Source organism: Kitasatospora sp. NPDC093679 (assembly GCF_040683455.1).
Taxonomy (GTDB): Bacteria; Actinomycetota; Actinomycetes; order Streptomycetales; family Streptomycetaceae; genus Kitasatospora; species Kitasatospora arboriphila.
The window spans coordinates 27,983-48,659 of sequence record NZ_JBFBDW010000036.1 but is presented as its reverse complement, the minus strand read 5'-3'; the positions used below and the strand labels follow the sequence as shown (position 1 = coordinate 48,659).

The window sequence follows — 20,677 nt, the reverse complement described above, 5'->3', positions numbered from 1 at the left end:
ACCGGCACCCGTCCCCTCCGCCCCTGGCGCCGCGGCCTGCGGCGGGCACTCGGCGCCGAGCGCAACGAGCTGGCCCGGCCGAAGACCGGGCCCGCAGCCGAGCCGGACTCCTCGCCGCCTTCACCACCGGACTGGCCCTCCTGCTCGATGCCACCGCCGCGGGGACCGATTTCGGCTCCGCCGAGCATCGCGTCGCCGCGGCGAAATCCCACCTGCACCACCTGGACGCCGTCCTGCTCACCGCAACCAGCACCGCGACCGACGGAACCGACACCACGGCCCCCCGTTACCAGGCCACGGCCGCCTGGACGTACCCCGCCGGGCAACAGCAGACCGGCACGGTGGGCCTCCGCTGACAGGCCCGGACAGGCTCCACCGTCGGCATCTGGGTCGCCGACACCGGCCATCCCTGATCTTGCGTGGGTATCCCCGGCTTCAGCCGGGGGAGGAGTCACCGCCCCACCCGGCAACGCCGACCTCATTTCCGACGCCGTCATCGTCGGCCTGCTCACCGTGGGCCTCCAGTTCGTCCTCATCGCCGGTGGCCTGGGCCTGCGTCTGCGATTGCTGGACCGCCGTGCCGACACGGCCTGGCAGCGCGCCTGGGCCGAGCTGGAGCCCTTGGAGAATGGGGTCATCCGGCCCCTATCGCGCGTGCCGGTTCAGGCAGCAGACTGCCCGACGGTCCCACTCGTCCGATTCCGGTGGCGGGTTCAGCAGGTACGGAGAAGTGGATGGCGGACAGCACGGCGAACCGGGCGAGCGGTACCGGCCCGGTGAAGGTCTTCCTGCTCGACGACCACGAGGTGGTCCGCCGAGGCGTGCACGACCTGTTGGACGCCGAACCTGACCTGACCGTGGTCGGCGGGGCCGCAACGGTCGAGCAGGCACTCGCTCGGGTTCCGGCCCTCCGCCCTGACGTGGCGATCCTCGACATGCGGCTTCCGGACGGCGACGGTGTGACCGTCTGCCGCGAGCTGCGCTCGCGCATGCCCGAGCTGGCCTGCCTCATCCTCACCTCCTTCGACGACGAGGAGGCGCTGCTCGACTCGATCATGGCCGGCGCCTCGGGATACGTGCTGAAGCAGATCAGCGGCACCGACCTGGTCTCCGCGGTGCGCACGGTCGCCTCCGGGCAGTCCATGCTCGACGCCGACGCCACCACCCGTCTGATGGCCCGCCTACGTGGCGAGACCGCCCCGCAGGCCTCCGACCTTCCGCAGCTCACTGACCGCGAGCGGGAGATTCTCACCCTGATCGGCGAGGGTCTGACCAACCGGCAGATCGGTCAGCGCCTCTACCTCGCCGAGAAGACCGTCAAGAACCACATCTCCCGGCTGCTGGCCAAGCTCGGCGTGGAGCGCCGGGTCCAGGCTGCCGTCATCGCCACCCAGGCTCTGGCCACCCACGACCAGGCGTCCGGCCGGCGCATCCACTGACACCTGCCGCCGGCAGTCGGACCGCCCGGCCACTGGCTGGGGGACCAACGGCCTCTCCCGCGTCCGCCGGCATGGAACGAGCATCGGTGCCATGACATCTGACACCGCGCCGCTCGAGGAGCGGCACTGCCTGCGCCTGCTGGCCGGGGCGCCGGTCGGGCGTGTTGTTTACACCGTCGGCGCCCTGCCGGCGGTCCTGCCGACCCGCTACCGGCTCGACGACGACGGCAGCGTGCTGCTGCGAGCCACCACCGGTTCCGAATTCCTGCGCGCGGTCGCGGGATCACTCGTCGCCTTCCAGGCCGATGAGATCAGCGAGGCCGACGGCAGCGGCTGGAGCGTCACGGTGCTGGGCACCGCCGAGGCCAGCGGGGAAGGCTCTGCGGCCGATCCTGCCGCGCCGCCGCCCATCGGCCAGGTGACCATCCGGATCCGCCCCGAGTGGGTGACCGGCCGTCTCCTGCCCACCGCCGTTGCCCCGCAGTCCTGACACCGGAACGCACCGTCCACGCTTGCCTGCCAGGGTCAGCCCTCCAACGGGACTGCCCAGACGAGCCGAGCCCCGCCCTCCGGCGGATTGGACAACTCCAGTGCCCCGCCCAGGCTCTCGGCACGCTCCGCCAGGTTGCGCAGCCCACTGCGCCGGCCCTGCTCCGGGATGCCGACGCCGTCGTCCTGCACGGTCAGCAGCACCCGGCCTCCGGTCGCCCGCAGCGCCACCTCGACCAGGCCGGCCTTCGCATGCCGGGCCGCGTTGCTCAGCGCCTCACCCAGAACCGCCACCACGTGATCGGCCACCTGACCCGGAACGTCCGTGTCCAGCAGACCCTCCATGCTCAGCCGTGGCGCGAAGCCCAGTGCCGCCTGCGCCTCCTCGATCACCCGAACCACCCGGGAGCGCAGCCCCTGGGCCGCTGAATCCTCGCGCGCCCGCAGTCCGAAGATCGTCGAACGGATGATCTTGATCGTCTCGTCCAGATCCCCGACTGCCCGCAGCACCCGGTCCGAGGCGCCGGGGTGCTCGATGAACCGGGCCGCGCTCTGCAACGTCATACCGGTCGCGAACAGCCTCTGGATGGCCAGGTCGTGCAGGTCGCGGGCGATCCTGTCGCGGTCCTCCAGCATCGCCAGTTGTTCGGCGTCCCGGCGTCGATCCGCCAGCTCCAGTGCCAGTGCGGCCTGATCGGCGAATCCGAGCAGCGGGCCGATCTCGCGCTCGGTGAAGGCCTGCTCCCCCGTCGGCCGGGCCAGCAGCAGCACCCCTTCCGTCTGTCCGTCCGCCAGGCCGAGCGGCACGGCCACCGCCGGCCCCAGACCGGAGAACCGGCGCGGCCCGCCGGTCAGCCGGGGGTCCTGCGCCAAGTCCAGGGTCGTGACCGGGGATCCCAGGCTGAACGCCTCCCCCGAGAGCGTGCCGACCAGCGGCAGATGGATTCCCGACCGGGCGGACGGGTCGCCCCCCAGAGCGAGCTCGACGCGCAGCCCTTCGCCGTTGTCCTCACGCACCGACAGGTCGACCAGCTCGGCAGCGGTGATCTCAAGCGCCCGCCGCGCGATCAGCTCCATCACCTCGCCGCGCGTGGCCCCCGACAGCAGGCCTCGGGTGATCTCCGCGCTCGCACTCAGCCAACGCTGTTGGCTCTGCGCCTCCTCGTAGAGCCGCGCGTTGTCGATCGCCACACCCGCCGCCACTGCCAGTGTCGAGATCACCGACTCGTCGTCGGCGTCGAACTCCTCCCCGTTGCGCTTGTCGGTCAGGTAGAGGTTGCCGAACACCTCCTCTCGCACCCGCACTGGCACCCCGAGAAAGGTCCGCATCACCGGGTGGTGCGCCGGGCAGCCGTACGAGGCCGGATGCGCGGCCAGGTCTTTCAGCCGCAACGCCTCCGGGTGGTGGATCAGCTCGCCCAGGATCCCCTTGCCGGTCGGGTACGGTCCGATCCGGGCGATCTCCTCATCGCCCAGCCCCACCGTCAGGAACTGCGACAGCGAACCGCCGTCCGGCCCGATCACCCCCAGCGCCGCGTACCGGGCGTCCACCAGCACCGCCGCGGCCTCCACAATCCGCCGCAGCACCTGCGTCAGGTCCAGCTCCCGGCCCACCGACAGCACCGCCTCCAACAGGCTGTGCACTCGGTCCCGGGTACCGCGAGCGGCGTCGATCCGGGCCTGCAGTTCCTCCAGCAGCTCGTCCAACCGCAGCTGCGGAATCCGCGACCGCACCTCGTCCCCGCCCACGCGAGCCTCCTCGTCTCCGGTCACCGACCGGTCGATTCTGGCAGATGCCTGTTTGGACATGACAGCGCCCGCCCCATGCCCCCTTCGCGGCGACCGGCGAAAGACCGCAGGTCACGCACGTACTCGCGGTGATCAGGGCTGGCAATTTACGAGTAGCGCCCGGCGTCCGGCGGTGGCCCGCGCCGATATCAGTGCCTGTCGGCCCGCGGACCCCGGGAGAACATCTCGCTGCGGGCCTGGGCCTGGGGCAGCCAGCGTGAGCCATAGAGCAGTTCGCGCTTCAGCGCGGCGAAGAACGACTCCGCCATGGCGTTGTCATGGCTTGACCCGACCCGGCCCATCGAGCGGCGTATCCCGTGGTCGCGGCAGGCGTCGGCAAACGCGGCAGAGGTGTATTGCTCGGACTCAAGCGGTCCTCGCAACGCCGGCTTCCTGGAGAGGAAGTAGGTGCTCGTTGAGGGCTTCGGCGGGTGTCTTCCATCCGAGGGTTGTGCGGGGTCTGCTGTTGAGGGTGGCGGCGACGGCCTGGAGCTCGTCGGTGTTCCAGCGGGAGAGGTCCGTGCCCTTGGGAAAGTACTGCCGCAGCAGGCCGTTCGTGTTCTCGTTCGGGCCGCGTTGCCACGGACTGTGCGGGTCGGCGAAGTAGACCTGCAGCCCGGCGTCGATGCTCAGTTGGGCGTGCTGGGCCAGTTCCGTGCCGCGGTCCCAGGTCAGCGACTTGCGTAGGTGCCCGGGCAGCGTGGTGATCGTTGAGGTGATCGCGTCCTTGACGGCCTCGGCGCCGCGGCCGGCCAGCGCGGGCCCGTTCTTGGTCCGCGGCTCGGAACCAAGGCCTTCCATCGGCGGCAGGTGCAGCAGCATCGTGAACCGTGTCGTGCGCTCGACCGGGGTGCCGATCGCGGACCGGCCGGTGCCGATGATGAGGCCGCCTTCCCAGTGGCCCGGGACCGCCCGGTCCTCGGCCTCCACGGGGCGCTCGCTGATCAGCACGTCGGCGGTGACGTGCCCGCGGAGGCTCTGCCTGGTGCGTTCCCGCGGGACGCGCAGTGACCGCCCGGTGCGCAGGCAGGCGACCAGTTCTCGCTTGAGCGCTCCGCGTCCTTGCGCGTAGAGGGCCTGGTAGATCGCTTCCGGGGAGATGCGCATGGACTCATCCTCGGGGAAATCCACCCTGAGGCGCTGCGATGTCTGTTCCGGGCTCCACGCGGTTGCCCGGCGGCGGTCCTGCCGCCGCGGCTTGTTCCTGCCCTTCCAGTCCGGCACCTGCGGTCCCTCGACGATCCGGCCGTCCGTGGCGTGGACGATGTCGCCGGCCAGTCGGTCCTGCACGTAGTCGTGCAGGCGCTGGTCGGTCACCAGCTTCGCCGTCCTCGGCCGCTGTGCGCGCCGCTCGGCGTGCCACTGCGCGAGCGTGGCCCGGTAGTCCAGATGGTAGGTGCGGGTCGAGGCGTTGCGGCGAAGCTCCCGCGAGATCGTCGAGGGCGAGCGCCCCAGACACTGTGCGATCGCACGCACGCCGAGGTCCCGGGCCCGCAGCAGGGCGATCTCTTCCCGCTCGGCGAACGACAGGTAGCGACCCGAGGTGCTCGGGGCGAGGCGGGGATTCACCCCGCCAGCACGGCGGAACCATCGCGACCCCACGGCCGGCGGGACCCCGATCGTGGCTGCGGCGTCCACGGAGCTCAGCCCCCGAGCGATCGCCTGCCAGAGCCGGACCCTGTCCTCACGCCATGCAACGCTCGGCCGACCCGGCGATGGCATCTGCCCCCGATACTCCCGCTGCCGATTCCCCACGCCCATGCGTAAACCTCCAGCTCACAGAGGTGTTGCGACGACCGGTTGAATCCACCGGCCGCATCCCCCACCGGCCGGCGCCCCGGTGCCGCCGACTTCCTCACCTACGCCGCGGCCGGCGCCGACCTGTACGACGTCAACGCCGACATGACCCAGCTCGCCCGCACCGTCGGGCAGAGCCTCGACGTCTACGCCCTGACCGGCGAGGACCTGCTGTCCCGCTCCGGCTTCCTGGTGTGGGAGCAGCCCCTCACCGACGACGCCCCGCACTACGCGCCGATCGCCGTCCTGCGGGCCTCGTACGGCGCGACCTTCAACGTCACGATGTTCGTCTCCACCACGGCCTACGCCGCCTGGGCCCACGCCTTCGGACCGCAGGCCGACGCCGGAACCCGCACCCTCCAGGCCGGGCACCTGATCATGCGCAGCCAGACCGCAACCCTGCCCATCGACCAACCCGAGCGCCCCTGGGACCAGCTCGACCTCGCCGACGACGACGCCGTCGTCCGCACTCTGCTCGCGACCTGGCTCCTCATCCGCCAGCCCGCGGACGACCGCACCCTCTACCAGACCGACGACATCCCGGCACCCCGCACCACCCCAGAGGAGACTGCGCCGGGCCGGCCTCGACCCCGACCGCACGGTCCGGCTGATCACCTTGCGCCAGTCCCTGCGACCCGCGCACCACAAGCCGGGCGACGCCGAGCACGCCGAACGGATCTACCGACACCGATGGGTGGTCCGGCTGCACCGCCGCACCTACCCGGACAAGACCGCCCCGACAGGCAAGGCCCGCCGCTGGATCGGCCCCTACCTGGTGACCCCCGTCGGCTGCGAGGACGCCCAGATCCTCGGCACCGAGCGCGTCAACGTCCTGCGCCGCTGAGCGCCCGCCCGGCCGCCCCCGCCAACACGACTTTCCCCACCGAGCAGTCCTGTCCTCAGCGCAACAGCCCCTTAGTGCCCGCGCCGGCAGCCGGCAGCCCCGCTCCCGCCGTCGCGGCACTCGCCCGCCGGGTCCGTCCCGCGCTGCCGTCCGGTCGCCGTGGGGGTGGGGCGGTGGTTCGATGCAACCGGGCGGGGGTGCAGGGGTGCCGTCCGAGGAGAAGGCGGTGGCGGCGGTGGACGAAGCCGGGGTCGGCCGGGTGGTCGGCGAGTTCCTGGAGATGTCCCACGAGGTGGGGCCGCGCGACATCGCCGGCCTGGTCGACGACACCGCCCGGGCGCTCGGGATGGCCGGCGCAGCCGTCTACCTGGCCGACGTCCAGCAGGTCCGCCTGGTGCCGCTGCCCGACGACCGGCCGCGCGGGCCCGGCGCCGACGAGGCGGGCGTCCCCGTGGAGGGCACCCTCGCGGGCTGGGCGTACCGGACGATGAAACCGCAGGAGTCGTCCGCCGACGGCCGGGTCGAGCTGTGGCTGCCGCTCGTCGACGGGGTGGAGCGGATCGGGGTGCTGCGGGTGACGGCCGCGGCTCCCGGTCCGGCGGTGCACGAGCGGTGCCGCACGCTGGCCTCGCTGACCGCCCTGCTGGTGGTTTCGAAGTCGGCGTTCAGCGATGTGATGGCGGAGGCCGTCCGGAGCCGGCCGATGACCCTGCAGGCCGAGCTGGCCTGGGCGTTCATGCCGCCGCGGACGCTGGGCACCCGCAACGTCACCTCGTCCGCCGCCCTGGAGCCCGCGTACGAGATCGGCGGCGACGCCTTCGACCACAGCCTGCTCCGGGACCGGCTGCATCTGACGGTGGTGGACGCGATGGGCCACGACCTGGCGTCGGGCGGCGCGTCGGCGGTGGCGGTGGCGGGCAGCCGGTCCACCCGGCGGGCCGGCGGCGGTCTGGCGGACATCGCCGAGGCGGTGGACGGGGCGCTGGCGCGGTGGATCCCGGACCGGCTGCTGACCGCGGTCTTCGCCGAGCTCGACACCGGCACCGGCCGACTCAGCTGGGTGAACTTCGGCCATCCGCCGCCGCTGCTGATCCGCCGTCAGCACGTGGTGCCCCGGGCGCTGGAGCGCCCGGCCCACCTCCCGCTGGGCCTCGGCAAGGGCTATCCGCGCGGGCCGGTCACCGTGCACCGGGCGCAGCTGGAGCCGGGGGACCGCATCCTCGTCCACACCGACGGGGTGACCGAGGCGAGGTCGGGGGCCGGTGACCTGTTCGGCGAGGAGCGGCTGGTCGACCTGGTGGTGCGCTCGGCCGCGGCCGGCGAGCCGGCCCCCGAGGCGCTGCGGCGGCTGGTCCTCGCCCTGCTGGAGCACCAGGACCACCGCCTGCACGACGACGCCACGATCGTGCTGGTGGAGTGGCATCCCCGCGGCTGACCGGTTCCAAGGGCCGACCGGTTCCAACGACCGACCGGTTCCCACGGTCGACCGGCCCCAGCGGCGCCGACCGCGCGGCAGCTGACACGTCGGCCTGCGGCGACGTCCGGCACGGCAGCGTGCCCGGCGCCCGGCGCGAGGGCCGAAGCATCGCACACGCAGCATGCCTTTTCTGGAACACTGAGTCACGCCACGGGCACACGAGGTGTGTCTCCGGGCTCCGCCGTGGCGTGCGCAGGTCCGTCCTGTCGTGCGCAAGGGCCTTCGGCGGAGCGGGAATTCGCCGAGGGGGCGTGATGGACACCGTCATCGTGCAGCTGCCGGACACCGGCGGGGGACCGCAGGCCGAGCCGCGGCTGCTGCGGATGGGCCCGGACGACTGCGCGGACTTCGGCCGCGGCGCACCGGGCCGGCCGGTCGCGATCCCGCTGCCCGACCAGGGCGTCTCGCGCCGGGCCGGCGAGCTCACGGCGGCCTCCGACTACTGGCGGCTGTCGAACTTCAGCCGGTCGGCGACCTACGTGGTGGAGAACCTGGAGGGCGCGGGGGAGCACCTCAAGGTGGCGCCGGGGCGGCTGGGGGCGCCGGTGCCGTTCGAGTTCTCCCGGGTGGTGCTGCCCTCGCTGGGCGGCGGCTGCCACTTCAAGGTCTTCGCGCCGCAGCACGCCTACCTGGACCGGGCGCAGGTCGGACCGCCGGGCGAACACACCGTCAGCCCGTTCGCGCTGGACGCCACGGCGAAGTACTTCCTGGTGCTGGTGGCGCTCTGCGAGCCGCGGCTGCGCGGCACCTCCGCGGCCGTCCCCGGGGTCGGCGACGTGGTGGAGCGGCTGCGCGGCGGTCCGGGCGCCGCCGGGCCGAGCCGGTCGGCGGTGAACTACCACATCGACTACCTGGCGGAGTCCAAACTCCGGCTGCGGCCGGAGGGTTCGGAGGACGGGGCGGGGCCGCTGCGCAAGCGCGAGGAGCTGGTCGACCTGGCGCTCCGCTTCGACCTGGTGCGCGAGGAGCACCTGGCGCTGCTGCCCTCCCGCCGGGAACGCCGTGCGGCGGGTGCCGGGTGAGCCGGACGAGCCGGGTGAGCCGGGTGAGCCGGGGGGTGCGTGCGGGGTGAGCACGGGGTTCCCGGACGGGCCGGTGCCCGAGGTGCCGCCCGGCTACCGGGTGGCCGGGCACCGGATCACCGGCCCGATCGGTGCGGGCGGCTGGGGCGCCGTCTACGCGGCGGTCCGGCGGCGGGACGGGGCGCCGGCGGCGGTGAAGATCCTGCCGGCCGCCCGGCTCGCTCCCGGCCAGTGCCGGCAGGCGAGCGAACTCGCCCGGCGGGAGGCGGAGTTCAGTGCCCGGGCGGAACACCCGCGGCTGATCAGGACGTTCGCCACCGCGGTGCTCCGCGACCCCGGACGGCCGGGCCTGGACGGCGCCGTGGTGCTGGTGATGGAACGGGCGGAGCGGAGCCTCGCGGACCTGCTCGCCGAGGGCCGGGCGGTGCCGCCCGCGGAGGGTGCCCGGCTGCTCGCCGAGGTCTGCGAGGGCCTGGCCCACATGCACCGGCACGGTTGGGTGCACGGCGACCTCAAGCCGGCGAACGTCCTGCTGATGGCCGACGGTTCGGTGCGGCTCGCGGACTTCGGGCTGACCGCCGAACTCGACGGCACGCACGCCTACGTCCCGCCGCTCGGCACGCTCGACCACGTGCCGCCGGAGTGGTGGTCCGAGCGGAGCGGGGCGCGGGGGGTGGCGTTGCGGCCGAGCGCCGACGTCTGGGCGTTCGGGGTGCTGGCGCACCAGGTGTTCGCGGGCGGCACGCACCCCTTCCCGGGCGCGGCGGCCAGGGCGAGGGCGCTGGCGGCGCAGTCGTACGCCCGCGGCCGGGAGCGGTTGCGGCTGGACGAGCGGGTGCCGGGGGAGTGGCGGGCGCTGGTCGCGGACTGCCTGGCCGCGGACCGGGCGGCACGTCCGGCGGACGCGGCCGCCCTGGCCGCCCGGTTGCCGGCGTCGGCACCGGTCCGCCGGCCCCGGCGCCGGCGCGGGGCGCCGGCGGTGGCCGTCGCCGCGGTGGGGGCGCTGGTCTGTGCCGCGGCGGTGGCCGTGCTCCCGGGGTCGCCGGACGGTACCGGCCCGGGCCGTCCGCGGGCGGTCCCCTCCGGCAGCCCGATCGGCAGTCCGTCCGGCGCGCTGCCCGGTGCACTGCCCGCGGACGCCGACGTGCCCGTGGCGCTGCGCGAGCCGATTGCCCGGGCCGCCCGGCGCTGCCCCGAGCCGGAGGTGACTCCGGTGCTGCTGGCCGCGATGCTGAAGGCGGAGAGCGGCTTCGACCCGAAGGCCGCCCGGCCGGAGACCGGGGAGTACGGCATCGCGATGTGGACGCCGGCCGTGTTCAACGCCTGGGCGCAGGACGGCGACCTGGACGGCCGCAAGGACTACATGTCGCCGCCGGACGCCATCATCTCGATGGGCTCGTACGTCTGCTGGCTGGCGCAGCAGTTCAAGCGCCGGGGGCTCACGGACGACCTGCCGGGGCTGCTGGCGGCGGGCTACCGCACCAGCGACAAGTCCGTCGCGGAGGCCCGCGGGGTGCCCGAGCGGGTCCGGCCGCACGTGGCGAAGGTGGAGCAGTACCTCGCCGAGTACGGCCGGTGAGCCCGCCCGGGCCGGGTGGGTGAGCCTGCGTCAGCAGCTCGGCAGTCCGGGCACCGGCTGGTCGTTGTCGCCGCCGGAGAGGTAGACGACGTTCACCCAGACGCCCTTGTTGCCGCTGTCGTCGTCGGTCTTGGCCCACCAGTGGTTGCGGTACGGGCCGTCGACGACCTCGCTGCCGACGGCCTGGCAGTAGAAGTAGTTGGTGCCCGCGTTGAGGGTGCCGGCGCGGACGTTGCCGGCGAAGTAGGACGGTGCGGTCTTCCAGACGTTGCAGTTGTACTTGCCGCCGCCGATGCCGTAGCAGCCGCTCGCGGCCTCGGCGGAGGCCGGGACGAGGCCCGTCAGGGCGAGACCGACGGCGGCTGCGGCTCCGGCGAGGGCGAGCTTGCGCACAGCGAACATGGAACGCTCCTTGCGTCGTGGGAGTGGCCCCGGAGGGGGCTCCGACCGGTGGGCGGCCCGGTGGCCGTCCCCGTCTGACTCCAGGAAAGCCGAGCCGCGGTCTGCCCGGTACCTGACATCTGTCAGGGCGTCGGCCGCGGACCGGGGCCCCGGGCGGGGGTTCCGGGTCGAGGTTCCCGACCACCCTCTTTTCGTCGTATTGACGACAACCCTTCGACCTGGTTATCGTCATCTGGACGAAAACGATTCGGGAGGGACCATCATGGCCGACATCACCAGGCGACTCGGATTCCGGCACCTGCGGGCCGCGCCCACCGCCCACATCCGCCACCTGCGCGGCGGCCGGCCCGTCCACCAGGGCACCGGCCTCGCCTTCTGGTTCCGCCCGCTCACCGCGGCCATCTCCGAAGTCCCGGTCGAAGACCGCGAGTTGGCGATGCTCTTCCACGCCCGGACGGCCGACTACCAGGACCTCGCGGTGCAGGCCACCGTCACCTACCGGATCACCGACCCGGCGGTGGCCGCGGAACGCCTCGACTTCGGCATCGACCCGGACACCGGCGCCTGGCGGGCCGAGCCGCTCGAACAGATCGGCACCCTGCTCACCGAGACCGCCCAGCAGCACGCCCTCGAACTCGTCGCCGCGACCCCGCTGGCCGGCACCCTCACCGACGGCATCACCGCCGTGCGCCGCCGCATCGCCGAGGGCCTCACCGGCGACGCCCGGCTCGCCGAGATCGGCCTCGCCGTGATCGCCGTCCGCGTCACCGCGCTCCGCCCCGAGGCCGAGACCGAGCGGGCGCTGCGCACCCCGGCCCGCGAGCAGGTCCAGCAGGAGGCCGACCGGGCCACCTACGAGCGCCGCGCCCTCGCCGTCGAGCGGGAGCGCGCCATCGCCGAGAACGAGATGGCCAACCGGATCGAACTCGCCCGCCGCGAGGAGGAACTGGTCGCCCAGGAGGGCGCCAACGCCCGCCGCCGCGCCGAGCAGGACGCCGAGGCGGACGCCGTCCGCGCCGAGGCCGAATCGGCCCGCCGCACCCGGCTCGCCGCCGCCGAGGCCGAGGCCGACCGGCTGACCGCCGCGGCCCGTGCCGAGGCGGAACGCGCCCTCGGCGAGGCCAAGGCCGCCGCCGAACAGGCCTGGCTCGCCGCCCACCAGCAGGCCGGCCCGGAGGTGCTGCGGGCGCTCGCCGTGATCCGCCTCGCCGAGCACCTGCCGCGGATCGACAGCGTCACCCTCACCCCGGACGTCCTCACCGGCCTGCTCGGCCGCCTCGGCGTCGGCGTCGGCAACGGCGCCGGCAACGGCGACGGCGGTGCCCGATGACCCTCGCCCCGCGGGTGGTGCTCGTCCACCGCCGCACCGAGTACGAGGAACTGCTCGCCCGGCACGGCTCCCGCGGTCAGGCCGCGTTCTTCCTGGACTCCCGCGGCCGCTCGATCGCCGAGGCCGAGGAGCGCCACGACCGCACCCGCACGGCGCTCGCCGCCGTCGCCGGGGCGATTCCCGGCGACTGGCGGCGCACCAGGGTCGAACGCGCCGACCTCGACCGGTTCCTCTTCACCCCGGAGGACCTGGTGGTCGTCGTCGGCCAGGACGGCCTGGTCGCCAACGCCGCCAAGTACCTGACCGGGCAGCCCGTCATCGGCATCGACACCGACCCCGGCCGCAACCCCGGAGTCCTGGTCCGGCACCGGCCCGCCGACGCCGCCGAGCTGCTGCGCGCCGCCGCCGGACCGGGCGCCGCCGGAATGCTGGAGGAGCGCACCATGGTCGAGGCGGTGGCCGACGACAGCCAGCGCCTCCTCGCCCTGAACGAGGTCTACCTCGGCCAGAGCGGCCACCAGACCGCCCGCTACCGGCTCACCGCGCCGGGCGCCGCCGCCGAGGCCCAGGCCTCCTCCGGCATCCTCGTCGGCACCGGGACGGGCGCGACCGGCTGGTGCCGCTCCGCCTGGCTCGAACGCCGCTCCGAACTGCGCCTGCCCGAGCCGACCGGCGCCGCCGTCGCCTGGTTCGTCCGCGAGGCCTGGCCCTCCCCGGCCACCGGCACCGACCGGGTCCAGGGGCTGCTGGCCGGCGGCGAACGCCTGGAGGTCGTCGTCGAGTCCGACCGCCTGGTGGTCTTCGGCGACGGCGTCGAGTCCGACGCCCTCCAACTCGCCTGGGGCCAGCGCCTGACCGTCGGCGTGGCCGCCGAACGCCTCCGCCTGCTCACCTGAGCCGCACCGGGCGGCCCCGCGGTCGGCCCGTCCGCGGGTGGAACGGGGCCACCGTTCGGCGGCGGAACGCGGCCCGGCGGAGGGGCGTGCGGTGCAGGTCGGCTGCGCTCCCGCGAGCCCCCGGGCGACCCCGCGCGACGGTCCGCGCCCGGCGCGTCGTGGTCCACCGCTCTGCCACAGTGGCCGGGGCTCGGTCGGAGCCCATCCACCGACAGGAAGGCCTCCCACATGGCACGTCGCTGGCTGGTCACCGGATGCTCGTCGGGGCTCGGCCTCGCCCTCGCCACCGCCGCGGCGGAGGCCGGCGAGTACGTCCTGGCCACCGCGCGCAAGCCGGACACCCTCGCCGAGCTGGCCGCCCGCCACCCGGACCGGGTCCTCACCGCCGCCCTGGACATCCGCGACCCGGGCCAGTGCGAATCCGCCGTCGCCACCGCCGTCGACCGCTTCGGCGGCCTGGACGTCCTGGTCAACAACGCCGCCAGCGGCCTGTTCGGCACCGTCGAGGAGGTCGCCGACGAGGAGCTCCGCGACCAGCTGGAGATCCTCGTCGTGGCCCCCTGGCGGCTCGCCCGGCTCGTCCTCCCGGTGATGCGCGCCCAGGGCGCCGGCCACATCGTGAACGTCTCCTCGCTGGCCGGCCGGATGGCCTTCCCCGGCCTCTCCGCCTACGTCGCCGGCAAGTACGCCCTGGAGGGGATGACCCAGGCCCTCGCCGCCGAGGCCGGACCGCTCGGCATCCGGGTCACCGCCGTCGAACCGGGCGGATTCTCCACCGGCTACGGCGACGCCATCGCGCAGGCCGCGACCCGCCTGCCCGCCTACGCCGCCGGCACCGACCCGATGCGCGACGGCATGCACGCCATGCGGGACAACCCGCAGCTCGGCCGCCCCGAGGACTTCGCCCGCCACGTGCTCCGCCTGGTCGCCGCCGAGGAGACGCCCGTCCGGGTGCCCGTCGGTGAGGACGCCTACGCCTTCCTCGCCGCCGTCGACGAGGCCGCCCGCGCCGAACTCGCCGCCGCCCGTGCACTCGTCCTGGGCCGATGATCCACTGAGCCGCGGGGCCGCCGATCGGCCGAGCCCCGGGTGGACTCCACCGCAACGGCCGACGGCCGCCGCCCCGGTCACCCGGGGCGGCGGCCGTCCACGGCCGGGGCCGGGCTACCGCTGTTCGGGCGGCTGCTCGCCGAGGTGCTCGTTGATCTTCTGCTGGGCGGTGTCCACCTGGCCCTGGTACTTGCCCTGGGTCTTGGCGTCGACGGCGTCACCGGCCTTCTCGACACCCTTCTGGGCAGTGGACTCGTGGCCCTTCATCATGCTCTTGAGCTTGTCCAGCATCGACATCTGGCTTCCTCCTTCGGAGCTGCCGGTCTACCCACCATCGCCGACCCGGACGAGATCCACATCTCCAGGGCGCCCGGCGCCGCCCGGCACCGGCTCACTGCGGTGCGGCGGCCGCCCAGTACCCGGGTGCGGCATCCGTCCGGCGCCGCAGGTCGGCCCGGACCCGGACGGCCAGCCGCCGGGTGTCCCGGCGGTTCAGCACCGCACCGAGCCCCGCCCCGACCAGCAGCGGGAAGAGCGTGGGCAGCTTGCGCAGCGTGCTGCGGGTCAGCCGCTTGCGCACCTTGCGCCGCACCTCGGTGCCCACCGCCAGTCCCGTCACCGCCGCCACGCCCACCGGATGCGACGGCGTCACCGAGGCGAGCCCGCGCCGGTCCGCCCACGCCGTGACGTACGCGGCCGACCGCTGCGCGGGGCTGCCGCCCGCGGGCACGCCGTACACCTGGTGCAGCTCGGCGATCAGTTTGATCTCGACCGCCGCGACCACCAGCGTCTCCGCCGCGACCTCGGCGGCCATCGCCGTCGGCACCGGCAGCATCGCCGCCGCCCCGACCCCGGCGCCGACCGAGGCCGAGGCCCGCAGCGCCCCCGCCACCAGCAGGTCCGCCAGGGCCTCGGCGTCGCCGGCCTTCGGGTACTGCGCCCGCAACGTGGCCAGGTCCCGCACCGGGATCCGCGGCGCGGTCTGCAGCAGCCGCTCGGTCAGGGCCCGGCCGCCCACCCAGGTCACCCGCGCGGTCGCGGCACCCCCGCGCAGCAGCAGCCGGACCGTCGACGCCACCAGCGCGCCGGCCCGCCGGGCGGCCCGCCGCCGGCTCGACTCCGAGCCCTCCTCCATCTCGCGCGACATCGAGGCCAGCGCCTCCGCCGCGGCCTCCGGACCCATCTCCGCCCCCGCCGCCCCCGTCCCGTCATCCGGCGGTTCCGGCCGTCGCCTGCGCAGCAGTCCCATGCCGTCCCCCGTACCCCTCTCCGGAAACCCGTACGCGGCCCACCGGCCCGCTCCACCCGACCAGTCCCATGAACGACCCGTCCCACGCACCCGAGGCGCCGCTGTGACCCCCGTCACCACGCCGACCCCGGCGGTGCGCCGCGCGGACACCCCCTGCGGCGCGAGAATGATCGGGTGTCCGCCCCCTCAGAACTGCCGCGCTACTCCGGCCAGACGTCCTGCGGTGCCGACATGCGCACCCCGCTGCGGGACTTCCTCCGCACCGAGACCGGCAGCGCCGCCGTCCTGCTCGCCGCCACCCTGGCCGCCCTGGTCTGGGCGAACGTCGCCGCCGGGTCGTACGAGTCCTTCTGGGAGACCGTCCTCGCCGTGCGGCTGGGTGACGCCGGCATCTCCCTCGACCTGCGCGAATGGGTGAACAGCGGCCTGATGACGCTGTTCTTCTTCGTGGTCGGGCTGGAGGCCCGCCGCGAGTTCGACATGGGCGAGCTGCGCGAGCGCCGCCGGATCGCGCTGCCGCTGATCGCCGGGGTGTTCGGGATGGTCGTCCCCGTCGCGATCTTCCTCGCGGTCAACGCCGGGGACGGCGAACTGCACGGCTGGGGCACCGCGATGTCCACCGACACCGCCTTCGCCCTCGGCATGCTCGCCCTGTTCGGCAGCCGGCTGCCGGAGTCGCTGCGCACCTTCATCCTCACCGTCGCCGTCGTCGACGACTTCGTCGCCCTGGGCGTCATCGCCGTCGCGTACAGCGGCAGCATCGAGGTGCCGGCCCTGCTCGCGGGCCTCGGCATCCTCGCGGTGATCCTGCTGGCCAGGGCCGCCGGCCTGCGCCGCGGCGGCGTGTACGCGCTGCTCGCGGTGGCGCTCTGGGTCGCCCTGCTGAAGTCGGGCGTCGACCCGGTGGTCACCGGTCTGGCGATGGGCCTGCTGACGTACGCCTACCCGGCGTCCCGCGGCGACCTGGAGCGGGCGAGCGACCTGTTCCGGCTGTTCCGCGAGCAGCCCACCCCGGAGCTGGAACGCACCCTGCGGGCCGGCCTGGCCACCGCGATCTCCCCGAACGAGCGGCTCCAGCAGGTCTACCACCCGTGGACGAGCTACGTCATCGTGCCGCTGTTCGCGCTCGCCAACGCGGGCATCACCTTCTCCGGGGAGCAGCTGACCCGGGCCCTGCACTCGCCGGTCACGCTCGGCATCGTCCTCGGCTACGTGCTCGGCAAGCCGGTCGGCATCCTCGGTTCGACGCTGCTCACCACCGCGTTCAGCCGCGGCCGGCTGCGGCCCCCGGTCGGCTGGGGCGCGGTGGCGGCGGGCGGCGCGATCGCCGGGGTCGGGTTCACGGTGTCGCTGCTGATCGCCACGCTGGCGTTCGAGGGCCCGCTGCTGGACGAGGCCAAGGTCGGCATCCTGGCCGCGGTGGTCTGCGCCTCGGCCGTGACCTGGGTGATCACCCGGCTGATCGCGCTGATGCCGCGGACCGGCCGGATGCGGGCGCTGCTCGGTACCTCCGAGTCCATCATCGACCTGGCGGCCTCCGTGGACGTCGAACGCGACCACGTCCGCGGCCCGCTCGACGCGCTGGTGACCGTCGTCGAGTACGGCGACTTCGAGTGCCCGTACTGCGGCCAGGCCGAACCCGTCGTCCGCGAGCTGCTGGCCGGTGCCGGTGACATCCGCTACGTCTGGCGCCACCTGCCGCTGAACGACGTCCACCCGCACGCCCAGCTGGCCGCCGAGGCGGCGGAGGCCGCCGGGCTGCAGGGCGCGTACTGGGAGATGCACGACCTGCTGCTGGCCCACCAGGGGGCGCTGAAGATCCACGACCTGCTGAAGTACGCCGAGACCGTCGGGGTGGACGGCGAGCGGTTCGAGGTCGACCTGCGGGCCCGGGCGGGTGCCGTCCGGGTCTCCGAGGACGTCGACTCGGCGGACCTCAGCGGCGTCTCCGGCACCCCCACCTTCTTCGTCAACGGGCGCCGGCACTACGGCGCCTACGACATCGCCAGCCTCAAGGAGGCGGTCCGCGCCGCCCGCGAACGGGCCGCCCTGGTCCGCTGAGACCCGGCACCGCCACCGCTGCACGGCGACGCGCCCGCCCCCGCCCGGGTGCACCCTGGTCGGAGGGGCGGAGTCGGCCCGCGGCACACCCGGGGCCCGGCCTCCGCCGCGGCAGCCGGAAGGAGGCCCCCAGGTGGCCAGCGCCGGCCCCGGCAGCGGGGGCCCGCAACCCGACGCCCGCACGGACCTCCCCGACACGTCCGCCGAGCCCGTGCCCCAGCGCTGGCGCGCCCTGGTGGTCTGCCTGATCGCCGGCTTCATGACCCTGCTCGACGTCAGCATCGTCAACGTCGCCCTGCCGACCGTCCGCACCGGCCTGCACATGTCGCAGAGCGGCCTGCAGTGGGTGCTCAGCGGCTACGCCCTGGCCTTCGGCCTCGCCCTCGTGCCCGCCGGACGGCTCGGCGACGCCCGCGACCGCCGCGCCGTCTTCCTGACCGGCCTCGCCCTGTTCACCGCGGCCAGCGCCCTGTGCGGCGCCGCCCAGAACGAGGCCTGGCTGATCACCGCCCGGCTGGTCCAGGGCCTCGCCGGCGGCATCATCGTGCCGCAGGTCTCCGGCTTCATCCAGACCTCCTTCCCCGGCCCCGAACGCGGCCGGGCCTTCGGCATGCTCGGCGCCGTCATCGGCATCTCCACCGCCGTCGGCCCGCTGCTCGGCGGACTGCTCATCGAACTCGCCGGTCCGCAGCACGGCTGGCGCTGGGTCTTCCTGGTCAACGTCCCGATCGGCGTCGCCGCGCTGCCGGTCGCCCGCCGCCTGCTGCCGGACCCGCCGCCCCGCCCGGCCGGCCGCGTCCGCCACAGCGACCTCGACCCGGTCGGCATCCTGCTGCTGGGCGTCGGCACCACCGCCCTCCTGCTGCCCTTCGTCCAGGAGCAGTGGCACGACCGGGCCCGCTGGCTGCTGCTGCCCGTCGCCGTCCTGCTGCTCACCGCCTTCGCCGCCTGGGAGAGCAGGTACGGGCGCCACCGCGAACCACTGGTCAGCATGGACCTCTTCGCCCGCCGCTCCTACGCCGCCGGCACCCTGCTCTCGCTGCTGTACTTCGCCGGGTTCACCTCGGTCTTCTTCGTCTTCACGCTCTACCTGCAGGCCGGGCTGCACTACACCGCGCTCGCCGCGGGACTGGCGATCACCCCGTTCGCCGTGGGCTCCGCGGTGGCGGCGGCCGTCGGCGGCCGGCTGGTCGCCCGGCGCGGGCGGCGGCTGGTCGCGCTCGGCCTGGTCTCCGTGCTGGTCGGCCTGGGCGGCGCCGCGCTCGCGGCCCACCTGACCTCGGGCGACAGCACCGGCTGGGCCACCGCCGCGCCGCTGCTGCTCGCCGGGGCCGGCAGCGGCCTGGTCATCGCCCCCAACCAGACGGTCACCCTGCAGGAGGTCCCGGTCGTCCGGGCGGGCAGCGCCGGCGGGGTGCTGCAGACCGCCCAGCGGATCGGCTCCGCCGTCGGCATCGCGGTGGTCGGCTCGGTCTTCCTGGGCCACGCGGGCGGCGCCCCGGACGCCTGGACGGACGCCTTCCAGCTCGGCATCGCCGTCTCCGCCGCGTTCGTCCTGGTGGCCCTCGCCGTGGCCGCCGCCGACATCCGCGGCCACCGCCCGCCGCCGCCCGAGAAGGCCCTGCACTGACCGGACCCCGCCGTCGCACCCGTACGGCATGCTGGTCCCCGTACGTCACACAGGGGTGCCGTCGGGGCGGGAGACGCGGCGGCCACGGGTGCCGGGGGATCCCATGATGGGTGGAGCGTCGGACGACTGGTGGGTGCTGCTGTTCTACCCGGTCGTGTTCTGGGTCCCGCTCGGGCCCTTCGTCATGGCCGCGCTCGGGGTGTGGAACGCCCGCGAGCCGGGGCCGTGGCCGCGGCTGTGGTCGGTGCTGCTGCCGCTGGAGCCGGTGGTGACGCTGGGCGTCGTCGCCTGCCGCCCGGGCAAGGAGCCCGGCGACTACCTCATGTACTTCGGCGGCTACGTCCTCGGCATCACGGTGCTGCCCTGGGTGCTCGGCTGGGGCATCACCCGTGCGGTCCGGGCCGTCCGCGCCCGCCGCGGTCCGGACGCGGGCCCCGGGGCCGCCTGACCCCCGTGCGTCCGGCGGGAGCCGCCGGGCGGTTGGATCCGCCGCGGACGGACAGACGCGCGGGCGTGGACCGACTTCGCAGACACACGCTGGCCCGGCGACGGACGGTCGCCCGACCCGGGCCCAGCGCCCGGGTGCGCCGCCGCGCCCCCGACCGGCCGACCCGGCTGCGCCGCCGCGGCTGGAAGGACGCACTGCGCGGTACCGGACGGGAGATCCTCGACGACGACCTCTCCGACCGGGCGGCCGCGCTCACCTACTACGGTGTCCTCGCGATCTTCCCGACCCTGCTGCTGCTCGTCTCGCTGATCGGCCTGGTCGGGCGGTCCGCCACCGAGCAGATGCTCGACAACCTGCGCACCTGGACGCCCGGTCCGGCCCGGGACATCCTCCGCGGCGGCGTGGAGGGACTGCAGCGCAGCCACGGCACCAGCGGCGTCCTCGCCGTCCTCGGCCTGGCCGGCGCGCTCTGGTCCGCGTCCGGCTACATCGCCGCGTTCATCCGCGCCGCCAACGCGGTCTACGACATCCGCGAGGGTCGCCCGGCCTGGAAGCTGACCCCGCTGCGACTCGGTCTGACGGTGGTCCTGATGCTGCTGCTCGCCGGGAGCTCCGTGATCGTGGTGTTCACCGGGCCGATCGCGCAGCGGGCCGGCGAGGTGCTCGGGATCGGCGACGTCGGGGTGCAGATCTGGTCGATCGCCAAGTGGCCGGTGCTGCTCGTCCTGGTCACGCTGATGATCGCGCTGCTGTACTGGGCCGCGCCCAACGTCCGCGGCCGCGGCTTCCGCTGGGTGTCGCCCGGCAGCGTGCTCGCGGTGGCGCTCTGGATCGGCCTGTCCGCCGGCTTCGCCGCCTTCGTGGCGAACTTCTCCTCCTACAACCGGACCTACGGCACCCTCGCGGGAGTGATCGTCTTCCTGGTGTGGCTGTGGCTGACGAACCTGGCGATCCTGTTGGGGCTGGAGTTCGACGCCGAGCTGTCGCGGGCGCGCGCCGTCCAGGGCGGCCTGCCGCGGACGCACGAGCCCTACGTCCAGCCGCGCTCCACGGAGACCTGGGACGACGCCGATTCCGGTGGCGGCCCCTGAGCGGAGGGGAACCAGCGATGGCGGCGCACCGGACCGACCCCGGCGGGACGGGGCGGCGGCCCGCGCGCCGCCGTCCGGCCGTACG

18 protein-coding genes and 1 pseudogene are annotated in these 20,677 nt (G+C 74.4%); 13 read left to right on the top strand and 6 right to left on the bottom strand.

Features of this window, described 5'->3' with window-relative positions; genetic code table 11:
* The first annotated feature begins 734 nt into the window (after positions 1-734).
* The gene (locus tag AB0O09_RS26135; protein WP_363545082.1) at positions 735-1,439 is read left to right on the top strand and encodes a response regulator transcription factor; all 705 of its coding nucleotides are present in this window, start codon (positions 735-737) and stop codon (positions 1,437-1,439) included.
* A 91-nt stretch (positions 1,440-1,530) separates the two neighbouring features.
* A complete protein-coding gene (locus tag AB0O09_RS26130) occupies positions 1,531-1,929 on the top strand; it encodes a pyridoxamine 5'-phosphate oxidase family protein (protein ID WP_363545079.1) in 399 nt (132 codons plus the stop codon).
* A 35-nt stretch (positions 1,930-1,964) separates the two neighbouring features.
* Here the strand turns inward: AB0O09_RS26130 and AB0O09_RS26125 are convergent, their stop codons facing one another.
* From AB0O09_RS26125 to AB0O09_RS26115, 3 genes and pseudogenes are all read right to left on the bottom strand, one after another.
* Positions 1,965-3,677, bottom strand: a complete 1,713-nt coding sequence (locus AB0O09_RS26125) for a GAF domain-containing protein (protein WP_363545076.1) — start codon at positions 3,675-3,677, stop codon at positions 1,965-1,967.
* Between the two features lie 218 nt (positions 3,678-3,895).
* Positions 3,896-4,075, bottom strand: a pseudogene (locus AB0O09_RS26120) (integrase core domain-containing protein); the annotation flags it as partial.
* Positions 4,076-4,082: 7 nt separating this feature from the next.
* On the bottom strand, positions 4,083-5,477 hold the full coding sequence (locus AB0O09_RS26115) for an IS30 family transposase (RefSeq protein WP_363545074.1): 1,395 nt from the start codon (positions 5,475-5,477) through the stop codon (positions 4,083-4,085).
* 652 nt (positions 5,478-6,129) lie between these two features.
* On the opposite strand from AB0O09_RS26115, the gene AB0O09_RS26110 reads away from it, so the two are divergent.
* The 4 genes from AB0O09_RS26110 to AB0O09_RS26095 all read left to right on the top strand — a co-directional run bounded on the left by AB0O09_RS26110 (position 6,130) and on the right by AB0O09_RS26095 (position 10,435).
* Complete coding sequence (locus AB0O09_RS26110) at positions 6,130-6,357, top strand: hypothetical protein (protein WP_363545071.1); 228 nt, start codon at positions 6,130-6,132, stop codon at positions 6,355-6,357.
* Positions 6,358-6,562: 205 nt separating this feature from the next.
* Positions 6,563-7,792, top strand: coding sequence for a PP2C family protein-serine/threonine phosphatase (locus AB0O09_RS26105; protein WP_363545068.1), 1,230 nt, complete (start codon positions 6,563-6,565; stop codon positions 7,790-7,792).
* 296 nt (positions 7,793-8,088) lie between these two features.
* Positions 8,089-8,856 carry a serine/threonine protein kinase gene (locus AB0O09_RS26100; RefSeq protein ID WP_363545065.1) on the top strand — a complete coding sequence of 256 codons (768 nt, stop codon included), beginning with the start codon at positions 8,089-8,091 and terminating at the stop codon, positions 8,854-8,856.
* A gap of 46 nt (positions 8,857-8,902) precedes the next feature.
* Entirely contained in the window at positions 8,903-10,435 is a 1,533-nt protein-coding gene (locus tag AB0O09_RS26095; RefSeq protein WP_363545062.1) for a serine/threonine-protein kinase, read from the top strand.
* A 30-nt stretch (positions 10,436-10,465) separates the two neighbouring features.
* On the opposite strand, the gene AB0O09_RS26090 is transcribed toward AB0O09_RS26095, so the two are convergent.
* A complete protein-coding gene (locus AB0O09_RS26090) occupies positions 10,466-10,837 on the bottom strand; it encodes a hypothetical protein (protein WP_344624737.1) in 372 nt (123 codons plus the stop codon).
* A gap of 262 nt (positions 10,838-11,099) precedes the next feature.
* On the opposite strand from AB0O09_RS26090, the gene AB0O09_RS26085 reads away from it, so the two are divergent.
* The 3 genes from AB0O09_RS26085 to AB0O09_RS26075 all read left to right on the top strand — a co-directional run bounded on the left by AB0O09_RS26085 (position 11,100) and on the right by AB0O09_RS26075 (position 14,113).
* Positions 11,100-12,167, top strand: a complete 1,068-nt coding sequence (locus AB0O09_RS26085) for an SPFH domain-containing protein (protein WP_363545059.1) — start codon at positions 11,100-11,102, stop codon at positions 12,165-12,167.
* Entirely contained in the window at positions 12,164-13,063 is a 900-nt protein-coding gene (locus AB0O09_RS26080; RefSeq protein ID WP_363545057.1) for a hypothetical protein, read from the top strand. The genes AB0O09_RS26085 and AB0O09_RS26080 overlap by 4 nt, the downstream gene beginning before the upstream one ends.
* A gap of 228 nt (positions 13,064-13,291) precedes the next feature.
* On the top strand, positions 13,292-14,113 hold the full coding sequence (locus AB0O09_RS26075) for an SDR family oxidoreductase (protein ID WP_363545054.1): 822 nt from the start codon (positions 13,292-13,294) through the stop codon (positions 14,111-14,113).
* A 114-nt stretch (positions 14,114-14,227) separates the two neighbouring features.
* Here AB0O09_RS26075 and AB0O09_RS26070 read toward each other — a convergent pair whose 3' ends face one another.
* Entirely contained in the window at positions 14,228-14,410 is a 183-nt protein-coding gene (locus AB0O09_RS26070) for an antitoxin (RefSeq protein WP_363545052.1), read from the bottom strand.
* Between the two features lie 94 nt (positions 14,411-14,504).
* Positions 14,505-15,296: a hypothetical protein gene (locus tag AB0O09_RS26065; RefSeq protein ID WP_363545049.1), complete on the bottom strand. Its 792-nt coding sequence runs from the start codon at positions 15,294-15,296 to the stop codon at positions 14,505-14,507.
* A gap of 297 nt (positions 15,297-15,593) precedes the next feature.
* Between AB0O09_RS26065 and nhaA the strand changes: the two genes are divergently transcribed.
* The 4 genes from nhaA to AB0O09_RS26045 all read left to right on the top strand — a co-directional run bounded on the left by nhaA (position 15,594) and on the right by AB0O09_RS26045 (position 20,592).
* Entirely contained in the window at positions 15,594-17,423 is a 1,830-nt protein-coding gene (gene nhaA / locus AB0O09_RS26060) for a Na+/H+ antiporter NhaA (protein ID WP_363545145.1), read from the top strand.
* Between the two features lie 211 nt (positions 17,424-17,634).
* Positions 17,635-19,053 (top strand): MFS transporter, encoded by a 1,419-nt coding sequence (locus AB0O09_RS26055; protein ID WP_363545142.1) that lies wholly within the window; start codon positions 17,635-17,637, stop codon positions 19,051-19,053.
* A 106-nt stretch (positions 19,054-19,159) separates the two neighbouring features.
* Entirely contained in the window at positions 19,160-19,501 is a 342-nt protein-coding gene (locus AB0O09_RS26050) for a hypothetical protein (protein ID WP_363545047.1), read from the top strand.
* A gap of 89 nt (positions 19,502-19,590) precedes the next feature.
* Positions 19,591-20,592 carry a YihY/virulence factor BrkB family protein gene (locus AB0O09_RS26045; protein ID WP_363545140.1) on the top strand — a complete coding sequence of 334 codons (1,002 nt, stop codon included), beginning with the start codon at positions 19,591-19,593 and terminating at the stop codon, positions 20,590-20,592.
* The last annotated feature ends 85 nt before the right edge of the window (positions 20,593-20,677 follow it).

Coding starts and splice junctions, on each gene's coding strand:
- AB0O09_RS26135 (WP_363545082.1), top strand. CDS start 735: ATGGCGGACAGCACGGCGAACCGGGCGAGCGGTACCGGCCCGGTGAAG.
- AB0O09_RS26130 (WP_363545079.1), top strand. CDS start 1,531: ATGACATCTGACACCGCGCCGCTCGAGGAGCGGCACTGCCTGCGCCTG.
- AB0O09_RS26115 (WP_363545074.1), bottom strand. CDS start 5,477: ATGGGCGTGGGGAATCGGCAGCGGGAGTATCGGGGGCAGATGCCATCG.
- AB0O09_RS26100 (WP_363545065.1), top strand. CDS start 8,089: ATGGACACCGTCATCGTGCAGCTGCCGGACACCGGCGGGGGACCGCAG.
- AB0O09_RS26090 (WP_344624737.1), bottom strand. CDS start 10,837: ATGTTCGCTGTGCGCAAGCTCGCCCTCGCCGGAGCCGCAGCCGCCGTC.
- AB0O09_RS26085 (WP_363545059.1), top strand. CDS start 11,100: ATGGCCGACATCACCAGGCGACTCGGATTCCGGCACCTGCGGGCCGCG.
- AB0O09_RS26080 (WP_363545057.1), top strand. CDS start 12,164: ATGACCCTCGCCCCGCGGGTGGTGCTCGTCCACCGCCGCACCGAGTAC.
- AB0O09_RS26075 (WP_363545054.1), top strand. CDS start 13,292: ATGGCACGTCGCTGGCTGGTCACCGGATGCTCGTCGGGGCTCGGCCTC.
- AB0O09_RS26070 (WP_363545052.1), bottom strand. CDS start 14,410: ATGTCGATGCTGGACAAGCTCAAGAGCATGATGAAGGGCCACGAGTCC.
- AB0O09_RS26065 (WP_363545049.1), bottom strand. CDS start 15,296: ATGGGTCCGGAGGCCGCGGCGGAGGCGCTGGCCTCGATGTCGCGCGAG.
- nhaA (WP_363545145.1), top strand. CDS start 15,594: ATGCGCACCCCGCTGCGGGACTTCCTCCGCACCGAGACCGGCAGCGCC.
- AB0O09_RS26050 (WP_363545047.1), top strand. CDS start 19,160: ATGGGTGGAGCGTCGGACGACTGGTGGGTGCTGCTGTTCTACCCGGTC.